This is a genomic window from Xanthomarina sp. F1114, from assembly GCF_026410255.1.
GTDB lineage: Bacteria > Bacteroidota > Bacteroidia > Flavobacteriales > Flavobacteriaceae > Xanthomarina.
In genome coordinates, this window is the sequence record NZ_JAPMLL010000014.1 from 58,951 (window position 1) to 84,689 (window position 25,739).

A 25,739-nucleotide genomic window follows, 5' to 3' on the forward strand; every position below is an offset into this window, starting at 1 on the left:
AATACCTTAATATTTATTTTTAAATAAACCATCTAGTAAAAATCCACCTAAACCTTTCCCGTATCTTTCCCGTACCTTTCCCGTACCTTTCCCGACCTCTCCTATGAATCAGAATAATTAATAAACAGGAGAGAAAAGAATCCCATAGAACAGAAAAACAATCCAACAATCTATTTTCATATCTTTGTATTATGAAAAAATTAATCCCCATAGAAGAAGGCGATTATTATCTAACGCCAGAAGGCTATCGCTGCTTTACAGAACAGTATCATTTAAAAAGAGGATATTGTTGCGAAAGCGGTTGCAGACATTGCCCCTATGGCTTTAATCAAAAAAAACATTAAGAATTACTAATTGCTGCGAAGTTTTTGTTTCTAGAAAACTGAGACGCAATTTACAACACACAGATAACACTGCCCGTCCGTAGCAATTGCGAAGGTGGGAAAAACAGACAACAGACAACAGATAACCGACAACAGACAACAGATAACCGACAACAGACAACAGATAACCGACAACAGACAACAGACAACAGACAACAGATAACCGACAACAGACAACAGACAACAGATAACAGATAACCGACAACAGAACAAATGACATTTAAAGAACAAATATTAGAAGGAATACCAAGTGTTTTACCACAACCAAAACCGTATAACACAAGCATAAATCATGCACCTAAACGGAAAGACATCTTAACGTCTGAGGAAAAAAAACTGGCTATCCAAAATGCCCTTCGTTATTTCGACAAAAAACATCATGAAACCCTATTTCCTGAATTTAAACAGGAACTGGAAACTTACGGAAGAATATATATGTATCGTTTTCATCCAGATTACGATATTTACGCCAGACCTATTGACGATTATCCTGCAAAATCCAAGCAGGCTGCAGCAATCATGTTAATGATTCAGAATAACCTGGACCATGCTGTTGCTCAACACCCACACGAACTTATTACTTATGGTGGTAACGGTGGCGTTTTTTCTAATTGGGCGCAATACCTCCTAACCATGAAGTATTTAGCCGAAATGACCGACCAACAAACCTTAGTCATGTATTCCGGGCATCCAATGGGCTTATTCCCTAGTCATAAAGAAGCACCAAGAGTTGTGGTTACTAATGGGATGATGATTCCTAACTACTCCAAACCAGACGATTGGGAGAAATTTAACGCCCTGGGTGTTACGCAATACGGACAAATGACGGCCGGAAGTTATATGTATATTGGACCTCAAGGTATAGTACATGGAACAACCATTACTGTTTTAAACGGATTTAGAAAAATAAACAAAGAACCTAAAGGGAATCTATTTGTTACTTCTGGATTAGGAGGCATGAGTGGCGCGCAACCAAAAGCAGGAAATATTGCAGGATGTATTACTGTTTGTGCTGAAGTGAATCCGAAAATAACTCAAGTGCGCTTAGATCAAGGTTGGATAGATGAAAAATTATCAGACTTAGATGCGTTGGTAGAAAGAGTCAAGAAAGCAAAAGCGAATAAAGAAACCATTTCTATAGCTTATTTAGGAAATGTGGTGGATGTTTGGGAAAAATTTGATGAAGCCAACATCACTATCGACCTAGGAAGCGATCAAACCTCGCTCCACAACCCGTGGGCAGGAGGTTATTACCCCGTAGATATTTCTTTTGAAGACTCGAATAAAATGATGGCGAATAACCCAGAATTATTTAAAGAAAAAGTTCAGGAAACCTTACGTCGTCATGCAGCAGCCATAAATAAACACACTGCAAAAGGCACGTATTTCTTCGACTACGGAAATGCTTTCTTATTAGAAGCTTCGCGCGCTGGTGCCGATGTTTTGGCTAAAAACCCAAGCATAGGTCGAGAATTTAAATACCCTAGTTATGTTCAAGACATTATGGGCCCCATGTGTTTTGACTATGGTTTTGGACCTTTCCGTTGGGTATGTACCTCCGGAAAAGCAGAAGATTTAGCAAAAACAGATGCCATAGCCTGTAAAGTATTAGAAGAGATGAAAACCAATTCTCCTAGTGAAATTCAACAACAAATGGCAGATAATATCCAATGGATAAAAGGGGCTCAAGAAAATAAACTGGTAGTAGGATCTCAGGCTAGAATTCTATATGCTGATGCCGAAGGCCGAATGAAAATAGCACAAGCTTTTAATGATGCCATTGCAAAAGAAGAGATAGGTTTCGTTGTTTTAGGTAGAGATCATCATGATGTTTCCGGAACAGATTCGCCTTACAGAGAAACAAGTAATATCTACGACGGATCCAGCTATACTGCAGATATGGCTATCCAAAATGTGATTGGAGATAGCTTTAGAGGAGCAACTTGGGTAAGCATCCACAATGGTGGTGGCGTTGGCTGGGGCGAAGTTATAAATGGAGGATTTGGTATGGTTCTTGATGGTAGTAAAGACGCAGAAAGACGCTTAAAATCAATGCTTTTCTGGGATGTTAATAACGGTATCTCAAGAAGAAGTTGGGCAAGAAATGAAGGCGCTGTTTTTGCCATTAAAAGGGCTATGGAAGTGGAACCTAATTTAAAAGTAACGCTTCCTAACTTGGTTGATGAAAAATTGCTAAACTCGTTTTAACCTAAAAACAAATGCTATGAAAACATTATCATCAAACGGAAAGGGCTTTAATTTTATAAGTTTTTCCTTTAGAAAATTACCGGTTATTTTATTAGTCTCATTGTTATTAATTACAGTTGTTTCTTGCGATTCTGTTAGAGTAGCAGCAGACTTTGACAAGGAGGCTAACTTTTCTGAATACAAAACCTTTGCTTTCTATAAACCGGGAATTGACAAAGCTGAAATTAACGATTTGGATAAAAGACGCATGCTTCGAGCCATAGAGTCTGAATTATTGAATAAAGGCTTCACAAAATCAGAAACTCCAGATTTATTGGTTAGTATTTTTACAAAGTCACGTGAAAAAGTAAATATTGAACAGTCGGGATATTATCCGTATGGCTATGGATACGGCTGGGGTTGGAGTCCATACTATTGGGGTAACTACAACACAGTAAGTACATCTACCGAAGGTGTTTTGTATATTGATTTGATAGACGCCAATAAAAAAGAACTTGTTTGGCAAGGAGTTGGAACTGGATACTTAAGTAGTAGCACTAATAAAAAGGAAGAACGCATACAAGAATTTGTAGCTTCCATTTTGGAGAAATACCCTCCAGGAGCAGATAATAAATAACAAAAAGGGATTTACAATTGTAAATCCCTTTTTTAATTCTATTTAAATAAGTTACTTTTATTCCTTTTTTAAGGACTCCATATATATATTAAATTGTTCTGGAGTTAAGATTCTTTTGAAAGCTTCTTCTGTATTTTTACGTACAGTTATAGAACCTTCTTGTTTTAGATTATCGGTAACATCCCTTTTATTCAGCTCCCCCATATTTTGTTCTGCATCTACTAAAACTTTAAAAATAGCGCTTTGCTGTCCTCCTGTAAGGTTTACAAGTTGGTGTAACTCGTGAGTTTTTTCTTTAGCAATAGCCTCAGGGCTTTGGCTTTGCCTAGCATCTGTTTGAGCAGATGAAAATTGCAATCCAATAAAAAACAAAGCTATAAAGCTTAAAAAAGATAGGTATTTTTTCATGATATTTTTTAGTTATTGTTTATTTTAAAAATTAAATATACAAAAATTATTAATATAGGTTTATTTCTACTTACATATCTACTATTAAAAACTGTAATAAATTCTTCTTGAAAACAGAAATGAACTAAATAAAAAGCAATTCTCTTTTACTAATTTATACAAATCTTCAAACTAAAAGAAAAAAAGCTTTATAAATCAGATTATTAGATTACCTTTGTGCCTTAATTAAATAAAATATTATTATGAGTACTGGTACAGTAAAATTTTTTAATGACTCTAAAGGTTTTGGATTCATAACAGAAGAAGGAAACAACAAAGAGCATTTTGTACACATTTCTGGCTTAATTGACGAAGTAAGAGAAGGTGACCAAGTTGAATTTGATTTAACTGAAGGAAAAAAAGGATTAAACGCGATTAACGTAAAAGTTATCTAATTATATACTTTTAAAGCTTTAAAAAAGAGCCTATCATTACGATAGGCTCTTTTTCTTTTTAAGATTATTCCAATAATCGATTTAAAACATTTCCTTTTTAAGAACCATCATTGTCTTCTTTGACTTTTATTTTTGTATCGCCGTCGTCACCTTCCTTAATTTTCACCTTTTTATCTTCGGTTTCCATTTTAATTTTAGTGTCTGTAGCTCGATCTTTTACTTCGATATCTGCATCTTTAGCCTGCATCTCTTCTATCAACTCTTCTTTTTGAGTTTTATTTTCTTCTCTACATGATGTTAAGGTCATGGACATAAATAAAGCCATGAACGACATAAAAATCACTTTTTTCATAATATTAAATTTTAGTGTTTATAATTTTGAATAAAATTACTCAACATTTAAACTATAATTTAACTCGAATCAATAATTTAATAACTCATTTATCTTAGTCATAACTTTCTCTGTAGATGGAATCATGGTCTGCTCCAAAGTTGTATTCAATGGAATCGCTGGCATATTTTCACTTCCAATAGTCATTACAGGTGCATCTAAAAACTTAAAACAGTCTTCTTGAATTTTTCCTGCTAAGGCTCTTGCAAAACTATTATTACTAGGTTCTTCGGTAACCACTAGACATTTCCCGGTTTTTTTAACCGATTTCATTACGGTTTCTTCATCCAATGGATATAAAGTTCTCAAATCGATAACTTCAATTTGATCCTTCATCCCAAGCTCTTCCGAAGCATTCATGGCCCAATGCACGCCCATTCCATATGACACAATGGTGATGGTTTCCACATTTTCCTGTTTCCATATTTCTTGTAAAACCCAAGCTTTTCCAAATGGTAACACATAATCTTCTGCAGGCTCAATAGAGGTTGCGCCTTGAGTTCCCGGCACCTTAGACCAATACAATCCTTTGTGTTCTAAAATCACTACGGGATTTGGATCGTAATAGGCAGCTTTCATCAAACCTTTTAAATCGGCTCCATTACTTGGATAGGCTATTTTAATGCCACGAATATTAGTAATAACGCTTTCTACAGAAGAGGAATGATAAGGTCCTCCACTGCCATAAGCGCCAATGGGTACACGAAGAATCATACTTACAGGCCATTTTCCGTTACTTAAATAACAGCTTCTACTAACTTCTGTAAATAACTGGTTTAAGCCAGGCCAAATATAATCTGCAAATTGAACCTCAACAATAGGCTTTAAACCAACAGCACTCATTCCAACGGTTGAGCCTACAATAAACGCTTCTTGAATTGGGGTATTAAAAACTCTGTCGTCTCCAAATTTTTGAGCTAAAGTTGCAGCCTCTCTAAAAACACCTCCTAATCTGCCTCCAACATCTTGTCCGTAAAGCAAACATTCTTTGTGTTTTCTCATAAGTTCTTCCACAGCAAATAAGGCACAATCTACCATCACCACTTTTTCTGCTCCTTTTGGTGATCGCTCTCCCTTTTCTTCTGTAATTGGGGTTGGAGCAAAATCGTTAGTAAATAAATCTTCGGGCTTTGGATCTTCAGCTTTTAAAGCTTTCTCGTAATCCGTTTGAACGGTTGTTTTTGCTGAATTCTCTATAGCTTCAATCTCTTTAGACGAAAAACCGTTGTCCAATAACTGTTGTTTGATTACTGGATAAGGATCCCGAGAGCGTGCTTCTTCTAAATCGTCTCGATACCATTCCATTCTTACCCCAGAAGTATGATGATTTAATAAAGGCACTTTAGCATGAACTAAAAACGGACGACGTTCTTTTCTGATGGTTGCAATTACTTTCTGAATAGCTTGATAACTCTCTGTAAAATTAGCACCATCTATAGTTATAGCTTCCAAACCTTTAAATCCTTTTGCATATTCGAAGGCATTTTGAGCTCTTGTTTCTGCAGCGTTGGCTGAAATATCCCAACCATTATCCTGTACTAAATATAAAATAGGCATTTGTTTTAAAACTGCCATTTGGAAAGCTTCAGAAACTTCCCCCTCGGTTACAGAGGCATCGCCTAATGAGCAAACAGAAATTGGATTTAGTTGAGATTCATCGCTATTGCTCTGAATGACATGAGGATTATTTAAACCTTGTTCTTCTAAGTATTTTAAACCCATAGCAACTCCGGTAGCGGGAATGGCTTGCATGCCTGTGGCTGAAGATTGATGTGGAATTTTAGGTTTATCAGCATCTTTTAAACTAGGATGTGAATAATAAGTTTTTCCTGCAGAAAAGGGATCGTCTTTTTTAGCTAATAATTGCAGCATGAGATCGTATGGGGTTACACCAAACGACAATAACATAGCATCGTCTCTATAATACGGAAAAGCATAATCTTGAGGTAATAATTGCATTCCTAAGGCTATTTGTATGGCTTCATGCCCTCTAGAAGTGGCATGTACATATTTAGATACTTGCTTAAAATTAGCTTCGTATAATTCTGCCATAGCTTTGGCCGTACAAAGAGTTGAAAATCCTTTTTCTAGTATGTCTTTACTTATCTTATTTTCCACGAATTCTCTAATTAACTATTAATATTTATTTTTTGCGTTAGGGATTGAACGGTCTGTTTGAGCTCTTTTTTGTATTTCTGTTTAAACAGAAAATACAAAAAAAGCGAGTAGTGAAAGCCCGACCATTTGTTGCCATAAAGCTACAAATGGTAACGCCCAAATTCTTTTAAACCATAGCGTTCTCTACCTTAACCATCCAATTAAACTTGTCTTTAACCTTTCCTGTTTTAATACCGTTAAGCGTGTTATTGACATCCAGGCCAACCGGACTTTCGTTAGAAACATGAATAACATCTCCATTTAATCCAATGTCTTGAATATAAGCAATTCCAACGGCAGTACCAGTACCAAAAGCTTCTTCTAAAGTACCATTTTTAGAAGCTTCTTTAACTTCGTCTATACTTATGGCGCGTTCGATAACCTCGAAACCTTTGGCTTTTAATAACTCCATAACACTAATACGGGTAATCCCGTCTAAAATGGCACCATCTCTACCAGGAGTAATAATTTTCCCATCAATTTTGAAGAAAATATTCATGGTACCAACTTCCTGAATGTACTTATGTTCTACAGCGTCTAACCACAATACCTGGTCGTAACCATTGGCTTTGGCTAATTCTGTTGGACGAATGGCTGCAGCATAATTTCCGGCTGCTTTGGCTTCTCCTGTACCTCCAGCTACAGCTCTAATATATTTTTTCTCAGCCCATAACTTGATTCTTTTACTAAAGAAAGGCCCAGCTGGTGAAGCAATAATGATAAATTTATAATGCGTGGCTGCACGCATTCCAATAAAGGGCTCGTCTGCGTACATAAAAGGTCTTAAATACAAAGCACTTCCGTCTTGAGGTGGAATCCAGTTTTTTTCTAAAGCTACTAATTGCTTTAAACCTTCTACAAAAAGATCTTCAGGAAAGTCTGGCATTCCCATTCTGTCTGCACTAAAATTCAAGCGTTCTGCATTTTTATTGGGTCTAAATAACATAGGGTTCCCATGGGCATCAACGGTAGCTTTCATACCTTCAAAAATAGCTTGTCCGTAATGTAAGGCCATGGCTGCTGGATGGGTTGCAATAGATTTTAAAGGTTCTATTCTAGGATTTACCCATTGACCGTTTTCATAATCGCAGATAAACATGTGATCTGTAAAAGTGGTTCCCAAAGGAATGTTGTTGAAGTCTAAAGCATCAACCCTAGATCTTTCTACTTTGTTTATTGAAATATTGTGTTTCATAATTATATTAGTTTGTCATTGTATAGAATCCCGATAACTATCGAGAAACGTAGCAACCTTTTAATGAGAGATTCTTCGCTATCGCTCAGAATGACATTTATATTTTTCTATTGATATCAAATTGTTCAAAATAATCTGCTACACGGCGCACAAAACTTCCACCTAAAAATCCGTCAACCACTCTATGATCGAAAGATAAAGATAAATACATCATACTTCTGATTGCGATTTCATCACCTTTTTCAGTTTCGATGACCTCAGCTCGTTTTTTAATGATTCCCAGAGCTAAGATAGCGACTTCTGGCTGATTGATGATGGGTGTTCCCATAACAGATCCAAACGTTCCAACATTGGAAATAGTAAACGTGCTTCCCTTAATATCGTCTGCTGTTAATTTATTTTCTCTTGCTTTATTTGCTAACTCATTAACATTTTCAGCTAAGGCTTTTAAATCTTTTGTATCGGCATTTTTTACAACCGGAACAATTAAATTTCCACTTGGTAAGGCGGTTGCCATTCCAATATTAATAGCTTCTTTTACAATAATATGACTCCCATCTACAGAAGCATTGATATTTGGGAAATCTTTAACTGCTTTCGCTACTGCTTCCACAAATAAAGGTGTAAAAGTCAGGCGTTCGCCGTATTTTTCTTGAAAGGCTTTTTTGTTGGCATTTCTCCAATTAACCATATTGGTTAAATCGGCTTCCACATAAGCCGTAACATGTGGCGAAGTGTGTTTAGAATACACCATATGATCTGCAATCATTTGTCGCATACGGTCCATTTCAATAATTTTCCCTTTGCCTTTATCGAAAGTTAATTGTGGAATTCTATAGGCTGTTGGATCTTGAGTAACAGCTTGTGCAAACTTATATGGTCTGCCTTCTTCTATATAATTAAACACATCGCTTTTACGAAGTCTGCCTTCATGTCCTGTAGCTGGTATTCTGGCAAGTTCTTCAAAACTGATATGCTGTTCTTTGGCTATTTTAATGATTAGTGGCGAAAAGAACGTATTGGAATTTGAAGTTGAAAATGAAGCTGAAGATGAAGCGACTTGAACAGGTTTTGGTTGAGTGGCCTTTTTCTTGTTTGGTTGAGATTCTTTCAGTTCAATAGGTGTGACAGGTTTAGCCTTCTGTTTTGGAACATTATCTGAGACCTCAAGAATAGCCATTACTTCGCCAACGGGAACTACATCTTGAGCTTGAAATAAAATTTTTATCAAAGTTCCTGAAACTGGAGCAGGCACTTCGTTATCCACTTTATCTGTTCCAACCTCTAAAATAACATCGCCTTCTTCAAAGCTATCGCCTTCCGATAGTAGCCAGCTAATGATGGTTCCTTCCGTAATTGATTCACCCATTCTGGGCATCTTCAATTCCCACGAACGTGGGAATTTCTCTTTATCTTCCATGTCTTAATCTATTAAAATCTATATTCCAATTCAAACTTAAATCCATCCAACTTGGATTCATACTTTCAATCAATTCTATTTTCCAAGAACGATTCCATTTTATGTGTCTTTAACTTAAGTTTTGACATTATTATTATATTTTGTCATTGTGAGAACCAAGGGCTTGATAATCTTAAAAAAAAAAGATTCTTAACTTCGTTCTGAATGACATTTTTATTTTTTCATAAAATCCCTCAACGTATCGTAAACTCCTTCCTGCATTTTCATGTTTTTCGGAATCTCTCTCAATGGCTCTACTTCTTTTAAACTCTCGTGACAATCATCTGGTAATTGCTGGTATAACTGGGTACCTTTTGTTTTCCATGCCATCATCTCATCGCTTACTTGCCTAATCACTTTTGCTGGATTCCCAACAACCAAACTACGCTTTGGAATAATGGTTTCTGCTTTTACAAATGCCATGGCTCCAACAATACTTTCGTCTCCAATTTCGGCATCGTCCATAATTACCGAGTTCATTCCAATTAAGCAATTCCGACCTAAATTAGCTCCATGAATTATGGCTCCATGCCCCACATGAGCACTTTCCTTAAGCGTAATTGATTTTCCAGGGAACATATGAACGGTACAGTTTTCCTGAACATTCACCCCATCTTCTAAAATAATTTGTCCCCAATCTCCTCGAATGGCAGCTCCCGGACCAATATAACAGTTTTTGCCAATAATAACGTTTCCAGTAACGGCTGCAAGAGGATGCACGAAACTGGATTCGTGTACTACTGGTGTGTAATCTTTGAATGCGTAAATCATGTGTGAGTTGTTAGTTTTGAGCTGTGAGCTTGATTAATATTTAGTTTTTAGTTGGTAGTTTTTAGTTGTTAGTATTACGTCGGTTTATTTTTCAAATGTTTCATTAAAGACGATAGCATTTTATTTATTTCCACAAGTAAGGAGCGGTTATTTTCGCTCTGTTCAAAACTTATATAGTTCCTCAAATAAGCTTTTGTTGTAGCGGCTACACATTCTCTAGAACTATCTCTTGCAATTCTCAAGTAATTTAAAAAACTTGCGTCTGAACTACCAGAGCCTTCAGCAGTATTAAATGCTATGGAATCTGCTGCTCGTGCAAACTGAGCCGACAATCTATAGTTTTCAATTTTAGGAAAATCATTTAACTGTTGATGCACCAACTCCACAAACTCTATGGCTTTTTGATATACTTTTAAATCTTCGAAATTAAAATGATATATACTTTTCATCTGAAATCTAACTTCTTTCTACCCGGTACATTCTACCCTCCAACTACTCAAACTTTTTCAATTTTTCTTTTGTAAAATCAGACAACACTAGTCTTCCACTGGTTTCAGCTCGTTCTGCTAATAATTCATCCCAATGATCTGTTCCATTCCAAAACACCTTTTTCATTTCTAACATGGCTTCCGGATTATATGTACATAAATGCTCAGCTGTATTTTTAACTGCTTCGTCTAAGGCTTCTGTCGTATCGAAAACATGTGTGTATAATCCTTTTTCTTTAGCCCATTCTGGGGCATAAAACGAATTGGCATCTATAGCAATTTGACTCATAGCACTTAATCCCATTTTACGTTCAATTGCTGGGCCAACCACGAATGGTCCGATACCTATATTTAATTCACTTAACTTAATAGCAGCAAATTTTGTTGCCATACAATAATCGGTTGATGCTGCTAGACCTACGCCTCCACCAACTGTTTTTCCTTGAATGCGTCCCACAATAAATTTCGGACATTTTCGCATGGCATTAATCACATTTGCAAAGCCAGAAAAGAATACTTTTCCGGTTGCCGCATCATTGATATTGATTAATTCATTGAAGCTTGCTCCAGCGCAAAAGGTTCGGTCTCCTCCACTTTTTAATACTATGACTTTAATATCATTATTCTCTCCTGCTTCCGTTATAGTTTTAGCTAGTTTAGCTAACAAATCTCCAGGTAAGGAATTGTGTGCGGGATGGAAGAATTCTATGTAGCCTACTTCGTTTTCTATTTCTACGTTTACGTATGGTTTAGACATCTTAAATTATTATAAATTGTGAATATTCAAAGTTACAATAAAACTTAAACTTCACATTATTACTTTTTGTTAATAAGATTTTTATAAGCGCCTTTAAAAGCATAGATATTTAACCTATTGATTCAAAATATACGACATTCATCGTATTTTATTCTATTCAAGATATGTATAGGTTTGAAGCTGTTAAGCATACTGAATTATGTGAAAGCATTAAATTAATACATTCGAATGAAAAATTTATATTTATTTTTATTATCCATTTCGTGTTTTCTTGGCTATTCTCAAGATTACATTCTCAATGAAAACTTTAAAGAAGCTAGAGATATAAAGTTTAGATTAGCATTTGAACCCGATTGGAATCGTGATTTCTTTATTGAAACTAACGTTAGGCCTACAATTACAAAAACACCAAATAAAGAGCTAGCACAATTATTATTTGGCTTTGATGAGGATTCAGATAGTTATTATGGCTTAGCAATTCAATATTCTTCTAATCTAAATATATATGCAGATTATTATGCGGTAAGTAGTATTAACAATTCCACATTTATTGAAAATAATAATGAATGGCAACCGACTTCTATAGTAAATCATTCTGCATATAATAGACTACAAATTTATAAAATTGATGATGAACTATATTTTTCTATAAACGATCAGGTTGTAGCTCATATTTCCGAAATCAAAGCAAAAGGAAAGGAACTGCGCTTAAGGACTGGAGAATCAGGAATTGCTTGTGAGTATATCCATGCCTACTATTTAAATGATATAAATAAACAGGATTTTAAAAATAAACTAACAACGCAGCTTGCGCAATACAAAACATCTAAAATCCATCATAAAATTGCAAACGATTACCCTAAGGTAGAAGCGTTAAAGCCACCTGCAAAACACCCTAAATCATCGTTTGAAATTAGCACCTATCTTCCAGAATATGAAGCCATTGTAGTTAGCAATCTTAATTATTACGACCTTAAAACATTTAATTTACTCTCTAATGAAGATTTACAACTGCGTCTTAAAAAAACTGTGATTAGAAATAATCTTAGTAGAAATGCTGAAATTTTAATGCCCAATAAACCAATGCAAATACTAGAAGGTTATAAATATATAGATTGGCTTAACGATAAAGAGATTTTGGTTTGCAATAATAAAAATTATCGTGTTTATACGTATAATTTAGACACAAAAACCTTTAAAAAGCGTTTTAAAGGAAATTATGGCCAAAAAAATTTCCTCTCAAACAATAAACGTTATTTATCCATGGGCTGGCATGTTTATGATATGTTAACAGGAAAGGAAATTAAATTTCCAGACAATTTCAATAGAAGAGGTAAAATACTAAGTTGTTTTGATGAGTATATTATTCTTCAAGAAGATCTATTTGCGACCTATAAAATTAATATAAAAACAGGCAAAAAAGAGTTTTTAAGGGAGGAAGGAACTTACCAAGGCCAATATTTTATAGAGACTAATGGTCGTGAGCTAAATATTACAGACCTTATTACAGGTAAAAAGGTGGTTTCTAATCTTCAACTACTAACAGGAACAGGTAAGAGGTATACATTCACGTATTTTCCAGAACGGAATGAGGTATTTGTTAGTGGCTATGTAGACATATCACCACAGTTTTATTTTTCATACAATGATGCGGTAAAAAACACTTCAGCTTATATTGTGAATACAAAAACGAATGAAATCACACCATTTTTACTTTATAAAACTTCTACAGAAATGAAGAAAAATGAAGAAGCTTTACAAGCAACGCTAGCCAAAGGAAAACAAGAGGTAAAGCAGTTTTTAAGTCAGTTTAAAACATTTGGGAATAGTTACACACTTAACTATAACAATTATGATTATGTCAATATTTCAAGCGACCCATTAATGAATAAAAACGGAATTGGCGGTATTACACATGCCATTGGTAAATTTTGTACTTATGATGGTGGTGCTGTTTTAGCATTGGGCATTTCAAACAATCAATATACAGTAGAGTTAATTACAGTAACCTACAGTGTGCGTGGCGTTCATGTAAGGAGAAAAATATTAGGAACTACACAGGTTGTTAATGGTATTACAACACAAATAGCCCATGTATATATTAATAGAGATAGTATGGATAACACCAAATACACCCTTGTTGTTGATGATGGTAGAAGATCAGAAACAAAACTAATAAGCAACTGTAACTTATATTAAGATTAATCTTATCAAACAAAAATATAAACTATAAAATGTAATAATTATGAAAAACGTATTAAAGTTAGTCATGCTATTATTTTGCGGTTCTGTATTCGCACAAATTAGCTATGCCAAGCAAGTAGGTAAAAAAGAAGTAAAAAAAGAGTTAGTTTCTTTTCATGAAAACACGGACGCTAATGGAAATGTAACTTATGGATTTTTAATGGATGGCTTGGCTGTTGGTGGGCAAATGTTAGTTACAACCGATGGCAAAAGTATCTATCAAACTTTTAATAAGAATCATGAATTAGATGGCACAAAAATAATTATGGACCGAAACTCAGGTAGTATTGAATTATATACCTACCGAAAAAACGAGAAAAATGGTCCTGCATTTAAAATTGCGGGAGGAGAAATTGCATGGGAAAAGCAATTTAAAAATGATAAAGCTACTGGAAAAGATTATAAAGTAAATCATAGTTTTGATTACTATGCTGATAAAAACTCTGAAAGTTTTGACGGTTTTACAATTGAAAAATACAACGGTTCTTACGCCTTAGGCTATTTTGCTTACGGTAGAAGAGCATATCCAATTATTCATATTTGGGATGAAGGTAGTTCATTTTATGGTCAGTGCATACAAGGTTTGCGCAAAGAATTTGGTGTGTATTTTTATGATGATGGTAGCAAGTATATTGGTGCTTGGCATAATAATTATAAAGAAGGTTTAGGGTTTATGATGGATAAAGATGGAAAAGTGACCGAAAAAGGATATTATAAAAAAGGCAGTTTAGACATCGCAATATAAAACCTGTTCAAAAAACATCAAATAAGTAAAATATTGATTATGAAAAATAAAATCTTAACGCTCTTATGTTTGGTATTTGCTGTAACAAACGTAGCGATTGCTCAAAATACATTTAATGATTATTATAATCATTATATAGAAGGTTATGACACTAAAGATCTAGCAAAGATGAAAAAAGGAAGTGAAGATTTAATGACACACTTCTCAGATGAGTTTGCAGGCTTTTATTTACATGCTTACTATCAAATTTTAAACAATGATTTAAATGCTGCCCAATCTGCTAACCAACAAGCTATCAATATTCAGCCTTTATTAGAGTATGCTTATTATACTCAAGCATATATAGACTTTTTAAAGGGGAATACCGATTCGGCCTTACAGAACTTAGAGTGGGCAGCACAGTTGAGCACTTTTCCAACTTCAGATGATATTGTAAATGACATGAGTTTGATAGAACAAATTAGTGGAAAAGATTTAACAACATTAAAAACTAAATGGACCAGCTTTTATGAAAACAAAAAAATTGATAATCAAAAAGCATTAGCATTAGGACAATGTGTTAATGGAGTTTTTACTCAAGGCAAAACCTGCGATAACCTAGACCAACTTTTTGCACACTATATAAATTTACCTAATTCCAATCCAGTTTTTCAAACTATACTACCAAGTTTAAAAGCGGTTAGTTTATATTATAAAGGTAATTCTAAGGCGAGTGTAGAGCAGTTTGAAAAATTTAAGAAGTTGAGTGAAAACAATACTAAATTATATTGGCGAAGAAGCCACGCACTTCATTTTTTATCTGTTATAAAAAATAATTCCTTTAATAGTCGTGGTGCACTTTTAGATATCAACGAAGCTTTAAACGCATACAAAAACCTAGATTATCCTTCTATTCATCAAGCCTCTATGACCTTTCATAAAATTAATGTACTCAATGCCTTAGAGGCACAAGATGAAGAAATAATTCAAACAGCCTATCAACTTGAAGGTATTGCAAATCAAATTAACAACGATTATTTTAAAGCAAAAGCATACGGAACTATTGGGACTCGCAATTTTTTTAGTTTAGACCCTGAAGAAAAAGCCAAAGCACATAGTTATGTTATGAAAGCTTATACTATTGCAAATCAATTAAACGATCAAGCACTCATCCAATCTACCAAAAACAACTATGCAATTATTAAAGCCGAACAAGGCTTTTATACGGAAGCTAGTGAACTTATAGAAGAAGTAGCACAAGATTATTTATCTAAGAAAGAATATCAAAAAGCACAACATGCCTATAATAATTTGGGTGCAATTTTTTATAAGAAAGAAGATTATATTAATAGCAATAAACAATTCGAAAAAAGCATTGCTCTAATTGAAAACGTTAAAGAGCCATTAAATGCTAAACAGAAACTAGAATATATGAACCGTGTTTCTGATACTTATGAATTTCTAATTATGGGACTTAAACAAACCAATGAAATTGGAAAGCTATTTAAAATTCAAGAAGAGAACAGAGGTAATTACTTACGAGACTTATTAGATAAAAGCATTCCAACGGCAAGCCTTAATGATGCTCAAAACATGTTGAAAGACGATGAGCTTTTATTAACCTATTCCATTGGTAAACCAGGCGAAATAATCATTTCTGCAATTACTAAAAACAATGCAGAAATACGCTATAATTATCCGTTAGACGATTTAATTAAACTAAAAAAGACCTATACAGATCGTATAAAAAAAGTACCACCTTCTCTTAACAAATACATGCAAGACTACAATGTAGACTATGTTAATGGTAAGTTGGTACGTCTTGGTAATAAAGAAAAGAATTTTAGCAAGGACGATTTTATAACTTTGGTAGAGTGGTCTAGAGATGTGTTAGACAATTCAGACAAACCAGATTATCAAAACGTTTTAAACGATTTTATGCATTTTTGGTACAACCTAACATTGCTACCAGTTCAAGACCTTACTAGTCAATACAAAAATGTGATAATAAGCGCTGCCTCAGAACTCAACTATTTACCTTTTGAAGCGTTTATTAATCCGAAAAACAACTATTTTATAACCACAAATAATGTGCGTTATATACCAAATGTAAGTGTATGGAAATATATTTCTAATCGAAATTACGCGGCAGACCGAAAATCGGTAATTGCTTTTGGTGGTGCCCAATACCAACCTTCTGGTAATGTAACGGCAACCGTAAGAAATATGGAAGATTTTTACAAAATATCTGATGCGGTATCCAAAAAAATAGATCAAGGTATTTATAACTTTAAACCAGAATTAGAAGCCATAGGCTTTGGTGGTGCTAATTATTTAGGCGGAACACTAGAAGAGGTACAATATATTGGGACACTGGCTAATGATGCAAAAATAGTTACTGGAATGGATATGACAGAAAGTGATTTTAAAAACCGGAACTCAAGTGGCGAATTAGCAGAATACAAAAATCTAATTATTTCTACACACGGATTTACTGGTGATGTTATTCCTGAATTTAGTGGATTAATGTTTTCTCAACCAGACAATGGAGATGGCAATGAAGATACTTTTTTATTAGCGCCAGAAATTGCTAAGCTTAACTTAAATGCAGATTTAGTTATTATGAGTGCTTGCGACACGGGAGTTGGAAAACTCTATGAAGGTGAAGGTATAAATGGGTTAAACACCTCATTTTTAGTAGCTGGATCTAACAGCACTCTTCTTTCACTTTGGCCTGTAGACGATTCTGGAACAGCTTTAACTATGCAGTTGCTGTTTACAAACATCATCCAAAATAATTTGGAAGCAAATATGGTTTTAAATGAAATTAAAAGAGCCTTTATTAAAGGGGAATTTGGCGAACGTGGAAAGTCACCTAAATTGTGGGCTCCATTTATTTATAATGGTAGATAAATAATACACAGAATCTAGGTCTATTCAACTTGTTATTTTTGATAACTTTATGAAACAAAAACAGCTTATTGAAATAAGATTCAATAAGCTGTTCTTTTATTTAAAATAAACCTCTACGGCTTTTTATTGCCGTTTTCACCAGTAATCTCTATTAATTATATAAGTTCAAATTGTTCAAAATGATGATTCAAATGCTTTCTTTCTAATAAATACGATTCATATTTATTCAATTCACCAAAAACTAAGTTTCTCAATTTTGCTTCTGAATGTTCTTTAAAATACTCAATATATTTTTTACGTTGTGCTTTAAATTTCTCAATGGCAGTTTCTAAATCTGGATGTTCTAAATCGTCTAAGGTATCTTTTTCTAACTGAGGAAACTGAGAGTTTTTTGGGAACTTCTCATAGTTGTATAAGCTTGCATGCACTTTCTCTAAATATTTTTCTGGTGTAGCAATTTCAAAATCCTGAATCTCACCTGAAGCAATTTTATAAGTATATTCCAAATGCTCAATCATGTGTTGCGGCGTCATAATTCCCCATTTTGGCTTCATATTTTCTTTTAATTTTGAAAGACATTCAGATATTTTTTCTTCTGTCATTTCAACAAAAACCTCTTGTTTTTTTTGAACCATCGTCAGAATAGTTGCTACTGCTACTAACGGATTGTCTTTATCCGTCTTATCTTTTTCTGGCCTGTTTTCAAAATTAGCATCAAACACCTCTACATGCCATTTAACAATACCACTTGGATGTTCTGTTGAAGTTACATCGCGATCTACTTTTTCTTTACAAGTTAAACGCACATAAATGGTATCGTTATGATATAATGGTCGTAAAAAACGAATACTATCTAAACCATAGTTTGCTGCAACTGGTCCTTTATTTGGATACACAAATAATCCTGCTGCTGCCGAAATTATAAAATAGCCATGCGCTGTTCTTTTCTCAAAAATACTGCCATCCAAGGATGTAATATCTGTATGTGCATAGAAATGATCCCAAGTCAGGTTTGCAAAATTAATAATATCGGTATCTGTAAATGTTCGCTTGTGAGTTTTAAGCGACATACCTGGTTTTATATCTTCCCAATGGTATTGAAATGGATGATTTTCTGCCTCTTTATACTTTGCGTTTTGCTGATAAATTCCTGTGATTTCTGTCAAAGTTGTTGGCGAACCTTGTATGGCTGTACGCTGTAAATAATGCTTAATACCTCGCATACCTCCCATTTCTTCGCCTCCACCTGCACGTCCTGGACCACCATGAACTAAATATGGTAATGGCGAACCATGACCTGTACTTTCTTTTGCCATATCGCGATTAATGACTAAAATACGTCCATGATGAGAGGCTGCATTTACAACATAATCTGTTGCCAGCTTGTCGTTGTAAGTTGCAATAGACGATACTAAAGAGCCTTTACCCATTTGAGCCAATGTAACAGCTTCATCTAAGTTTTTGTAAGGCATAATTGTACTTACCGGGCCAAAGGCTTCTGTTTCATGAACAGCTAAATTGGTAAATGGGTTGTCTTCACGAAGTAAAATCGGACTTAAAAAAGCTCCTTTTTCCGCATCTGCTCCAATGGTTTCAATTTTATCTAAATCGCCATATACAATACGAGCTGTTTTGGCCAATTCTTGTACACGATCTCGAACTTCAGTAACTTGATCTTTACTTACTAAAGCACCCATTCTAACTTCTTTTAGTCGTGGATCTCCAATAGTTATTTTCCCTAGAGCTTTTCCTAAGGCAATCTGAACATCTTCAACCAGATTCTGTGGCACAATAATTCTGCGAATTGCGGTACACTTCTGACCACATTTTACAGTCATTTCATTTCTTACCTCTTTGATAAAAAGATCAAATTCTGGTGTTCCCGGTACGGCATCTTCACCCAAAACGGAAGCGTTTAAAGAGTCTGCTTCCATATTAAATGGTACAGATTCTTGAATGATGCGTTTATGTGATTTTAACAATCTACCGGTTGTTGCCGAACCTGTAAAGGTTACGACATCTTGAGACTCTACGGTATCTAGAATGGTTCTTGCAGAACCAGTAATTAATTGCAATGCTCCTTCTGGCAAAATACCGGAAGCAATTATTTCACGTACAACCGCTTCAGTTAAGAAAGAGGTGTTAGTTGCCGGTTTTACCACAGCAGGAACTCCTGCCATCCAGTTACTTGCACATTTTTCTAACATGCCCCAAACTGGGAAGTTAAAGGCATTAATATGAACGGCAACTCCACGTTTTGGAACCATAATATGATGTGCCATAAAACGGCCACCACGAGATAAATCGATTGGATCGCCTTCTACGTGATAGGATTGATTTGGGAATAATTTTCTTAACGAAGCATTTGCGAATAGGTTACCAAAACCCCCTTCAATATCTATCCAGCTATCTACTTTTGTAGCTCCAGTTCTATAGCTTATTTCGTAGAAAGCAGCTTTCTTTTTCATTAGATAAAGCGCTAAACTTTTCAACATGTTGCCGCGTTCTTGAAAGGTCATTTTCCTTAGTTTCTCGCCACCTTTTGTTCTTCCGTATTGAAGAATTTCACCAAAGTCTAAACCTTCTGTATCTGAAAGTCCTACAATCTCTCCGGTTATGGCATCAAACATTGGAACTCCTTCGCCTTTACCTTCTCTCCATTGTCCTGTAACGTAATTTTGTATTTTTTTCATCAATAAATTTATTTATGGTTTCCGTGAAAACGGAAATCTATTTATGTTCTTTCGATCTAATTCCAATAAAATAGAAATCTTTCGAAGTAACGTTATTTTTATTTGGGCGTTACCTAAAGGTCGGGCTTTCCGTTATATCTTTTTTATTTGTTCTCGATACAAAATTGCAAAAAAGCAATTTTACTTGAACTGACATAAAAAAGGATGCCACTTCAATCCCTAACGCACTTACTTGCTATGTTATTTACCTTTCTCAAAGTAGGAACCTATTTGCAATGAGATTCCTGTCTGCGCAGGTATTTAGACATTTTCAATTATCGCTGCATAACCTTGTCCAACACCAATACACATGGTTACCAATGCGTACTTTTTACCAGTTTCCTTTAGCTCTAAAGCTGCAGAATACGTGGTTCTTGCTCCGGTAACACCTAAAGGATGACCAATAGCAATGGCGCCTCCATTTGGATTTAATCTCGGATCGTCGTCTTTTAATCCCCAAGCACGTGTACAAGCTAAGGCCTGAGCTGCAAAAGCTTCGTTGAGCTCGATTACGTCCATATCGTCCATAGTTAATCCTGCTTTTTTTAAGGCTTTATTAGAAGCTTCCACAGGACCTATTCCCATAATTCTAGGTTCTACCCCAACTACTGCAGAACTTACAATTCTTGCTAAGGGTTTTAAATTGTATTTTTTTACAGCATCTTCTGAAGCGATGATTGTTGCTGCTGCTCCATCGTTTAATCCTGATGAATTTCCAGCTGTTACGCTTCCTCCTTCTTTTTTAAAGGCCGCTCTTAATTTTCCTAAAACTTCTAAAGAGGTTGTTGGTTTTACAAATTCGTCTTTTGAAAATAAGATTGGGTCTCTCTTACGTTGCGGAATTTCTACAGTTACAATTTCTTTTGCTAAGCGTCCGTTTTCTTGTGCTTTGGCAGCTTTCATCTGACTCCAATAAGCAAATTTATCTTGGTCTTCACGAGAAATATTGTATTTCTCCACAAGATTTTCAGCTGTTTGCCCCATGCCATCGGTTCCGAACATTTTTTCCATTTTCGGATTAATAAAACGCCATCCGAAACTAGAATCGTACATCTTGGCGTCTGTGCCAAAACCTTTAGAAGGCTTTGCTATTACGTAAGGTCCACGAGTCATATTTTCGACACCTCCAGAAATAAATAAATCGCCATCTCCAGCTTTAATCGCTCTGTTGGCATGAATGATAGCCGATAATCCTGAACTACACAATCTATTAACCGTTTCTCCGGGAACTGTAAATGGCAATCCTGCTAAAAGTGACGCCATTCTAGCCACATTCCGATTGTCCTCTCCGGCCTGATTGGCACAACCCATTATCACATCATCATAAGCATCGCTTGGAATGTTTGGGTTTCGTTTTACAATTTCTTTAATAACTAAAGCGCCTAAATCGTCCGTTCTAACAGCCGATAAAGTGCCTTGATAATTTCCTATTGGTGTTCTAATTCCGTCTATAATATATGCTTCCATAGTATTGCCCACGAAAGTGGTATCTTTTTAATTACATTCCCACGAAAATAGGAATTGTATGGTTTGAAATTTTTATTTATACTTAAAAAACTTGTTTGCTAAGCATGTGACTTAAGTTTGTGTTAGTTTTATTTACTCAGAGATTCCTGCTTTAACAGGAAATGATTAATTCAACAATGCAGAAAAGGTATCCCCATTTCTAATATCTCCCGTTCTAAAACCTTTCATAAACCACTCCATGCGCTGCTCAGAGGTTCCGTGTGTAAAACTGTCTGAATTTACACTACCTCTTGTTCGTTTTTGAATGGCATCATCTCCAACAGCATTGGCGGCACTTAAAGCTTCCTCGATATCTCCTTCTTGTAAATATTTTCTATTGTGATGTGCCCATACGCCTGCATAAAAATCGGCTTGCAACTCTTGTGCAACCGACAATTTATTAGCCTGAACTTCTCCAGATTGTTGTTGTAATTGTCTTACTTTTTGCGATGTTCCTGTTATGGTTTGTATGTGATGGCCTATTTCGTGCGCAGTCACGTAAGCAATGGCAAAATCGCCCCCTTTGGCTCCGAATCGGGTTTTTAGTTCATTAAAAAAAACTAAATCCATATATACTTTTTGATCGGCAGGACAATAGAATGGTCCAGATGCTGAACTGGCATTTCCGCAAGCTGTTGAAACGGCATTTGTAAATAATACCATTTTTGGTTCTTTATAATTTCCGAGATTATTTTCTCTAAAAATTTTGCTCCAAACGTCTTCGGTATCTGCTAAAATAGTCGCCATAAAATCTCCCATTTCCTTTTCTTCGCTGGTCAATTCGCGTTGCTCCACTTGTTGTGTGGATTGGCCGCTATTTATTTGCTCTAAAATGGGTGCTATTTGTTGACCTGTTTCTCCTCCAAATAGTTGTAAAAGAATGACAACTACTGCAATTACTCCACCACCAGCAACTAACTTACCTTTGTTGCCCATACCACGACGGTCTTCAAGATTTCCACTTTTTCTTCTACCTTTCCATTTCATACTAATATTGTTTAATTTCTTATGTTATTATATCTAATCCCGAAAACTCGGAATTCAAACTTCACAGAAAGTTAATCATTTTCTTCCCAACTTTTACTTGTGCGATATACAACACCTTTAAAAAGCGCTACTAATTCTTCTCCTCTTTTAACTTTAATGATGTTGAAGCCCAACTTATTCTTTACATTTTCTATAACCGATTCGGCAACTATATAATCTCCTTCATCAAGAGCTTCAATATGATTGATACTCGTTTCTATAGAAACCGCATATTTTCCATGTGTGTTGGCTGCAAATCCAAAAGCTGTATCTGCCAATGAATAGCTAATGCCACCATGCGCTTTATTCATGCTGTTAAGCATGTCATTTCTAATGGTCATACCAACTTTGCACCGTCCTAATTCACATTCTAAAATTTCGATGCCTAACCATGTGCTGTAGGCGTCTTGGGATAGCATCTTTTTAGGTATGAGGTGTGAGGTAATAGGTTTCATTCGTTATTTAAAATTATTTATTAATTCTTTTGAAAATTATTGCACGTAAAGTTGTTATCATTTTTGACAACTCAGTGATTAGTCTTCTGTTTTCTTCATCTTCCTCAGTAGTTATATAGTTTCTTAACCAAGCTTTAGAACTACAAGCAATACATTCATGTGCACTATACCAAGCGTTACCTAGATAATTATGAAACTGTTTATCTGAACCGCTTGCCCCTTCCGCAATATTTAATGCAATAGAATCTGCCGCTCTTTTAAATTGTGATGCCAACTCAAATCGTTCGTCTTTAGGAAATTTCTTTGATTGTTTATTAACAACTTCTCCAAAATCCATAGCAGTCGCATAAATAGTTAATTCTTCAATTTTAAAATGATACTTGGACTTCCTCATACCTCAAACCTATGGCCTTTTTTGTTCATTTTTCGTAATAATGGACTACAACGATATCTGTCTTCACGATATTCATTATATAATTCATCCATTTTATCTACGCACCAATCGATTCCTTTTTCATCTGCCCAAGCTAATAAGCCTTTTGGATAATTGACTCCTTTGGTCATAGCGTTGTCTATATCTTTGGCTGATGCTATGTTTAAAAATAGTGCGTCTGCTGCTTCGTTGATTAGCATTATTAGGATTCTGTTGAAAATTTGTTGTGATAATTTTTTATCTTGAGATTCTTCGCTGTCGCTCTGAATAACACGTTTTCCGTTTTCATCATAATCGTAATAGCCTTTACCAGATTTTCTACCTAAATAACCGGCTTCTGCAAAGCGTTTTTGTGTGAAAGCTGGTTTATATCTTGGATCGAAGTAGAAAGCTGTAAATACGGTTTCGGTTACGGTATAATTGACATCGTTTCCAATAAAGTCCATAAGCTCGAACGGCCCCATTCTAAAACCACCTGCTTCTTTCATAGCTGCATCAATCATGGCAAAGTCCGCTATACCTTCTTCATATATTCTAAGAGCTTCGCCGTAAAATGGTCTAGCTACACGGTTGACTATAAATCCAGGTGTGTCTTTTGCAACAGCTACCGTTTTTTTCCAATCGGAAATGGTTTGAATAGACTTTTCTAATACTTCTTTTGATGTTTGGATGGCAGGAATTACCTCAACCAATTTCATTAAAGGTGCTGGATTGAAAAAATGGATGCCTATACAACGTTCAGGTTTTTGAAGTGATGAGGCAATGGAAGCAATGGACAAGCTAGATGTGTTTGATGCGATAATACAATCGGTAGAAACATAGCTTTCTAATTCAGAAAATACTTTTTTCTTAACCTCTAAGTTTTCAACAATGGCTTCGATTGTCAGGTTTGAATCTGACAAGTCTTTTAATTTATCAACGTAAGAGATGTTAGATTGGATTCGTGATTTTTCAGTAGCATCAATACGTCCTTTTTCTACTAACCGTGTTAATATTTTTTCTAAAGCAGCTTTTGCTTTATCTAAAGCCGATTGATTTGTATCGTATAATTTCACCTTACAACCAGCTGTAGCAGCAACTTGTGCGATACCACTTCCCATGGTTCCTGAGCCTATTATTCCTACTTTATTAATCATGAATATCGAATTTTGAATATTGAATACCGAAGTTTGATTCCGTCTTTCTATTCATATTTTTAGATCTTATTTTTATTTTGAGAAGTTCGAATGCTTGAAACGAAAATTGCAATTAGCTCATTATTTTCTTTCATTAAAACCTCTAATTGTTCTATGTTTTTAATTAAATCTGCTCCTTTTTGAATCTTAAGATTAACTAAAGATTCTCTCAGCTCTTTTAAGCATAATTTCATTTTATGAAGAAAATCTCTTGAAGACTCTGCGCTTTGTGCTTCCCCATAATTAAGAGCTGAAGCCGTTGCCGACCGAATTAACTGTTTTGATAAATGTTGCGAAGCAAAATTACCATCAATTTTCCCACAAATTAAAATAACATCTACAGCGAATTTAATTAATCGTTCTTCTAAATCATACTTATAATTAGCCATTTTAAAACTTCATTATTCGTTATTATTCAGTTCGATATTCGGTATTTATTTCCCTTTAAAGTTTGGCTTACGTTTTTCAATAAATGCTGCAACCCCTTCTTTATAATCTTCACTTTGTGCTGCTTCTATTTGTATTTTAGATTCTAACGCTAATTGTTGTTCTAATGTGTTTGTCATCGATTTGTTAAATAACTCTTTAATCAAACCAAGTGCTTTTGTTGGCATGTTTGCCAGTTTTAAAGCAAGCTTATTTGTTTCTTCTTCAAAACTGTCTAAAGGAATCATTTTATAAATCATTCCCATTCTTTCTGCCTCTTCTGCTGAAATCTTATCGCCCAACATAGCCAAAGCTTGTGCTTTTTGAAAACCAATTAGTCTTGGAAGAAAGTAAGTTCCTGCGCTATCTGGCACTAAACCAATTAAACTAAAGGCTTGAATAAAGCTTACTTTTTCATGCGCAACAACGATATCGCAAGCTAATGCAATATTTGCTCCTGCTCCTGCTGCCACACCGTTTATTGCTCCGATGATTGGTTTTTTAATGCTTCGGATTCGTGTAATGATGGGATTGTAGTGTTCTTCTAATATTTTTTTGAAGCCAGGATTTAATTCTGGATCTGTAACTTCTTTTAAATCTTGACCGGCACAAAATGCTTTTCCGTTTCCTGTTAGAATAATAGCTCTCACTTCGGAATTGTTTTCGCAATCATCCAAAATGCTTTGTAAACTTAAAGCCATGTCTCGATTGAAACTATTGAAGACTTCAGGTCTGTTTAATGTAATGGTTGCTATTTTGTTTTCTATTTTTAGTTGGATTGAGTTCATATATTCTTTATATTTTGTTGGTTCTCGATACAAAATTGCAAAAAAGCAAT

The 25,739-nt window shown here is 35.0% G+C and carries 23 protein-coding genes; 7 read left to right on the forward strand and 16 right to left on the reverse strand.

Going from position 1 to position 25,739, the window contains the following annotated elements; genetic code table 11:
• Positions 1-191: 191 nt before the first annotated feature.
• The 3 genes from OS188_RS12205 to OS188_RS12215 all read left to right on the forward strand — a co-directional run bounded on the left by OS188_RS12205 (position 192) and on the right by OS188_RS12215 (position 3,207).
• Positions 192-344 carry a C1orf53 family protein gene (locus tag OS188_RS12205; protein ID WP_267149131.1) on the forward strand — a complete coding sequence of 51 codons (153 nt, stop codon included), beginning with the start codon at positions 192-194 and terminating at the stop codon, positions 342-344.
• A 252-nt stretch (positions 345-596) separates the two neighbouring features.
• Positions 597-2,591: a urocanate hydratase gene (gene hutU / locus OS188_RS12210; RefSeq protein ID WP_267149132.1), complete on the forward strand. Its 1,995-nt coding sequence runs from the start codon at positions 597-599 to the stop codon at positions 2,589-2,591.
• Positions 2,592-2,607: 16 nt separating this feature from the next.
• Positions 2,608-3,207 carry a DUF4136 domain-containing protein gene (locus tag OS188_RS12215; RefSeq protein ID WP_267149133.1) on the forward strand — a complete coding sequence of 200 codons (600 nt, stop codon included), beginning with the start codon at positions 2,608-2,610 and terminating at the stop codon, positions 3,205-3,207.
• Between the two features lie 57 nt (positions 3,208-3,264).
• Here OS188_RS12215 and OS188_RS12220 read toward each other — a convergent pair whose 3' ends face one another.
• On the reverse strand, positions 3,265-3,615 hold the full coding sequence (locus OS188_RS12220; protein ID WP_267149134.1) for a hypothetical protein: 351 nt from the start codon (positions 3,613-3,615) through the stop codon (positions 3,265-3,267).
• Between the two features lie 242 nt (positions 3,616-3,857).
• On the opposite strand from OS188_RS12220, the gene OS188_RS12225 reads away from it, so the two are divergent.
• A complete protein-coding gene (locus OS188_RS12225; protein ID WP_007646460.1) occupies positions 3,858-4,049 on the forward strand; it encodes a cold-shock protein in 192 nt (63 codons plus the stop codon).
• A 97-nt stretch (positions 4,050-4,146) separates the two neighbouring features.
• On the opposite strand, the gene OS188_RS12230 is transcribed toward OS188_RS12225, so the two are convergent.
• From OS188_RS12230 to OS188_RS12260, 7 genes are all read right to left on the reverse strand, one after another.
• Entirely contained in the window at positions 4,147-4,401 is a 255-nt protein-coding gene (locus OS188_RS12230; protein WP_267149135.1) for a hypothetical protein, read from the reverse strand.
• A 69-nt stretch (positions 4,402-4,470) separates the two neighbouring features.
• Positions 4,471-6,492: an alpha-ketoacid dehydrogenase subunit alpha/beta gene (locus OS188_RS12235; protein WP_267149180.1), complete on the reverse strand. Its 2,022-nt coding sequence runs from the start codon at positions 6,490-6,492 to the stop codon at positions 4,471-4,473.
• A 232-nt stretch (positions 6,493-6,724) separates the two neighbouring features.
• Positions 6,725-7,792, reverse strand: coding sequence for a branched-chain amino acid aminotransferase (locus OS188_RS12240; protein WP_267149136.1), 1,068 nt, complete (start codon positions 7,790-7,792; stop codon positions 6,725-6,727).
• Positions 7,793-7,889: 97 nt separating this feature from the next.
• A complete protein-coding gene (locus tag OS188_RS12245) occupies positions 7,890-9,212 on the reverse strand; it encodes a dihydrolipoamide acetyltransferase family protein (RefSeq protein ID WP_267149137.1) in 1,323 nt (440 codons plus the stop codon).
• A 213-nt stretch (positions 9,213-9,425) separates the two neighbouring features.
• Positions 9,426-10,022 (reverse strand): acyltransferase, encoded by a 597-nt coding sequence (locus tag OS188_RS12250; protein WP_267149138.1) that lies wholly within the window; start codon positions 10,020-10,022, stop codon positions 9,426-9,428.
• Between the two features lie 74 nt (positions 10,023-10,096).
• Positions 10,097-10,471: a four helix bundle protein gene (locus OS188_RS12255; protein WP_267149139.1), complete on the reverse strand. Its 375-nt coding sequence runs from the start codon at positions 10,469-10,471 to the stop codon at positions 10,097-10,099.
• A gap of 43 nt (positions 10,472-10,514) precedes the next feature.
• Positions 10,515-11,267: an enoyl-CoA hydratase/isomerase family protein gene (locus OS188_RS12260; RefSeq protein ID WP_267149140.1), complete on the reverse strand. Its 753-nt coding sequence runs from the start codon at positions 11,265-11,267 to the stop codon at positions 10,515-10,517.
• Positions 11,268-11,495: 228 nt separating this feature from the next.
• Between OS188_RS12260 and OS188_RS12265 the strand changes: the two genes are divergently transcribed.
• Genes OS188_RS12265 through OS188_RS12275 form a run of 3 tightly spaced genes read left to right on the forward strand, consistent with a single transcriptional unit; the run spans position 11,496 to position 17,148 of the window.
• A complete protein-coding gene (locus OS188_RS12265) occupies positions 11,496-13,466 on the forward strand; it encodes a hypothetical protein (protein ID WP_267149141.1) in 1,971 nt (656 codons plus the stop codon).
• Positions 13,467-13,512: 46 nt separating this feature from the next.
• A complete protein-coding gene (locus tag OS188_RS12270) occupies positions 13,513-14,256 on the forward strand; it encodes an MORN repeat-containing protein (RefSeq protein WP_267149142.1) in 744 nt (247 codons plus the stop codon).
• 39 nt (positions 14,257-14,295) lie between these two features.
• On the forward strand, positions 14,296-17,148 hold the full coding sequence (locus OS188_RS12275; RefSeq protein ID WP_267149143.1) for a CHAT domain-containing protein: 2,853 nt from the start codon (positions 14,296-14,298) through the stop codon (positions 17,146-17,148).
• A 155-nt stretch (positions 17,149-17,303) separates the two neighbouring features.
• Here the strand turns inward: OS188_RS12275 and paaZ are convergent, their stop codons facing one another.
• The 8 genes from paaZ to OS188_RS12315 all read right to left on the reverse strand — a co-directional run bounded on the left by paaZ (position 17,304) and on the right by OS188_RS12315 (position 25,689).
• Positions 17,304-19,841: a phenylacetic acid degradation bifunctional protein PaaZ gene (gene paaZ / locus OS188_RS12280; protein WP_267149144.1), complete on the reverse strand. Its 2,538-nt coding sequence runs from the start codon at positions 19,839-19,841 to the stop codon at positions 17,304-17,306.
• A gap of 300 nt (positions 19,842-20,141) precedes the next feature.
• Positions 20,142-21,347 (reverse strand): 3-oxoadipyl-CoA thiolase, encoded by a 1,206-nt coding sequence (gene pcaF, locus OS188_RS12285; protein WP_267149145.1) that lies wholly within the window; start codon positions 21,345-21,347, stop codon positions 20,142-20,144.
• Positions 21,348-21,512: 165 nt separating this feature from the next.
• Positions 21,513-22,373 (reverse strand): KPN_02809 family neutral zinc metallopeptidase, encoded by an 861-nt coding sequence (gene ypfJ / locus OS188_RS12290; RefSeq protein ID WP_267149146.1) that lies wholly within the window; start codon positions 22,371-22,373, stop codon positions 21,513-21,515.
• Positions 22,374-22,444: 71 nt separating this feature from the next.
• Positions 22,445-22,867, reverse strand: coding sequence for a hotdog fold thioesterase (locus tag OS188_RS12295; RefSeq protein WP_267149147.1), 423 nt, complete (start codon positions 22,865-22,867; stop codon positions 22,445-22,447).
• 13 nt (positions 22,868-22,880) lie between these two features.
• Positions 22,881-23,261, reverse strand: coding sequence for a four helix bundle protein (locus OS188_RS12300; protein WP_267149148.1), 381 nt, complete (start codon positions 23,259-23,261; stop codon positions 22,881-22,883).
• Positions 23,258-24,436, reverse strand: coding sequence for a 3-hydroxyacyl-CoA dehydrogenase NAD-binding domain-containing protein (locus tag OS188_RS12305; protein WP_267149149.1), 1,179 nt, complete (start codon positions 24,434-24,436; stop codon positions 23,258-23,260). The genes OS188_RS12300 and OS188_RS12305 overlap by 4 nt, the downstream gene beginning before the upstream one ends.
• A gap of 59 nt (positions 24,437-24,495) precedes the next feature.
• Complete coding sequence (locus OS188_RS12310; protein ID WP_267149150.1) at positions 24,496-24,864, reverse strand: four helix bundle protein; 369 nt, start codon at positions 24,862-24,864, stop codon at positions 24,496-24,498.
• Between the two features lie 45 nt (positions 24,865-24,909).
• Entirely contained in the window at positions 24,910-25,689 is a 780-nt protein-coding gene (locus tag OS188_RS12315; RefSeq protein WP_267149151.1) for an enoyl-CoA hydratase-related protein, read from the reverse strand.
• Positions 25,690-25,739 lie beyond the last annotated feature (50 nt).